We start from the raw sequence: 2,108 nt of genomic DNA, 5'->3' as shown, positions 1-2,108 counted from the left end.
CATCTCAGTTTCGCTGTGATGACGGTTGAACACCGGATGCGTCAGGAAGGCGCTCTCACGCACCTGACCCGCCGGGATCGCGCTGTTTTCCGCAGCTACGGCGGCATCCAGCGCATCAATGTCCTGGCCGTGCGCATCGCCCAGCAGAATCGCGAACAGCGCCAGCACATCTTCACGCGCGGTGGTTTCATCCAGCGTAATGCCAACAGCATTGTGGATATCGCTGCGCAGATTGACACCAAAACTCTGCGCGCGATTCAGCACCGCCGCTTTATCGGCCACGTCAACCGTCAGCGTATCGAACCAGCTGTTGTGACGCAGCTTCAGGCCACCGTTTTGCAGGCCCGCCGCCAGAATGCTGGTCAGACGGTGAATTCGTGATGCAATGCGTTTCAGACCAACCGGACCGTGATACACCGCATAGAGACCGGCGATATTTGCCAGCAGTACCTGCGATGTACAGATGTTGGAGTTGGCTTTCTCACGACGAATATGTTGCTCGCGGGTTTGCATCGCCATGCGCAGCGCGGTGTTACCGGCGGCATCGCGTGAGACACCAATGATGCGGCCTGGCATTGAGCGTTTATGCTCATCGCGGCTGGCGAAGAAGGCAGCGTGTGGGCCGCCGTAGCCCATCGGCACGCCGAAACGCTGGGCAGAACCAAAGACGATGTCTGCGCCCTGCTTGCCTGGCGCTTCTAACTGCACCAGCGCCATGAAGTCTGCCGCTACGCTCACCACCACTTTGCGGCTTTTCAGCTCGGCAATCAGTGCGCGGTAATCGTGCACTTCACCGTGCGTGCCAACCTGTTGCAGCAATACGCCGAACAGATCGTCGTGATCTAATACCTTGTCAGCACTATCAATAATCAGTTCAAAACCAAAGGTTTCTGCGCGAGTGCGCACCACATCCAGCGTCTGTGGATGGATGTCATTGGCGATGAAGAATTTAGTAGCGGTTTTCAGTTTGCTGACGCGCTTGGCCATCGCCATCGCTTCGGCAGCGGCGGTCGCTTCATCCAGCAGTGACGCAGAGGCGATATCCAGACCGGTCAGATCCAGCGTCAGGGTTTGGAAGTTCAGCAGCGCCTCAAGACGGCCCTGCGACACTTCTGGCTGATACGGCGTATATGCGGTGTACCAGCCTGGGTTTTCCAGCATGTTACGCAGGATAACGGGCGGCGTGATTACCGCGCTGTAGCCCATGCCGATCCAGGATTTGTAGCGTTGGTTCTGACTGGCAATGGCTTTCAGCTCTGCCAGCGCTTGCTGCTCGGTCGCGGCGTCGCCCACTGCCGGCGGGCCAGGCAGTTGGATATCGGCAGGCACGATAGAACTAATCAATGAAGAGAGCGAACTGGCACCGATCGCTTTCAGCATTAAGTCCTGTTGTTCCGGCGTAGGACCGATGTGGCGCTCAATGAAAGCACCGTTGTGTTCAAGCTGGCTGAGAGTCTGGGTCATTTGCAGTAAATCCTGAATCGGGCTGGGTTACAAAAATGGCGTTAAATCAGGCAGATAAAAAAGAAGGTGGCGCAGCGCGTCACCTTCTAAAACTACCGGTTACTCGTCGATCGCGGCTTTGTAGGCATCAGCATCCAGCATGGCGTCGAGTTCTGACGCGTCGCTGGCTTTGATGCGGAACAGCCAACCATCAGCGTATGGCGCGCTGTTCACCAGTTCTGGCGAATCGCCCAGTTGGTCATTCACCGCAACAATCTCACCGCTCAGTGGCGCATAGATGTCTGAAGCCGCTTTCACCGACTCCGCAACGGCGCAGTCATCACCGGCCGCGAAAGTGGCACCAACGTCTGGCAAATCAACAAACACCATATCGCCCAGCAGTTCCTGTGCGTGTTCGGTGATACCAACAGTAAAGGTGCCGTCGGCTTCTTTACGGACCCACTCGTGGCTATCGCGGTATTTCAATTCACTTGGCACATTGCTCATTGGCCATTTCTCCTGAAAAAATTACTGGGCGACCGGCTTACCGGCGCGAACAAAAATCGGTTTGGTGACGTTTACTGGCATTTCACGGTTGCGGATTTCCACAATCGCCTGCTCACCAATTCCGGCTGGCACACGCGCCAGCGCGATGCTGTAACCCA

At 56.5% G+C, this 2,108-nt stretch carries 1 protein-coding gene and 2 pseudogenes; all 3 read right to left on the bottom strand.

Annotated features, from left to right (window positions below; all coding sequences use genetic code 11):
- A pseudogene (locus RTY00_RS24050) lies at positions 1 to 1,464 on the bottom strand (glycine dehydrogenase (aminomethyl-transferring)); the annotation flags it as partial.
- A gap of 99 nt (positions 1,465 to 1,563) precedes the next feature.
- Positions 1,564 to 1,950 (bottom strand): glycine cleavage system protein GcvH, encoded by a 387-nt coding sequence (gene gcvH, locus RTY00_RS24045; protein ID WP_008108250.1) that lies wholly within the window; start codon positions 1,948 to 1,950, stop codon positions 1,564 to 1,566.
- Positions 1,951 to 1,971: 21 nt separating this feature from the next.
- Positions 1,972 to 2,108 (bottom strand): annotated as a pseudogene (gene gcvT / locus RTY00_RS24040) (glycine cleavage system aminomethyltransferase GcvT); the annotation flags it as partial.

Origin of the sequence: Pantoea sp. CTOTU49201, assembly GCF_032054795.1 — a bacterium.
GTDB classification, from domain to species: domain Bacteria; phylum Pseudomonadota; class Gammaproteobacteria; order Enterobacterales; family Enterobacteriaceae; genus Pantoea; species Pantoea symbiotica.
The sequence above is the reverse complement of the archived record's forward strand: the minus strand, read 5'-3'. Positions and strand labels throughout refer to the sequence as shown.

Bases quoted from the DNA above. Each gene is read 5' to 3' on its own strand.
- gcvH (WP_008108250.1), bottom strand. From the start codon at position 1,950: ATGAGCAATGTGCCAAGTGAATTGAAATACCGCGATAGCCACGAGTGG.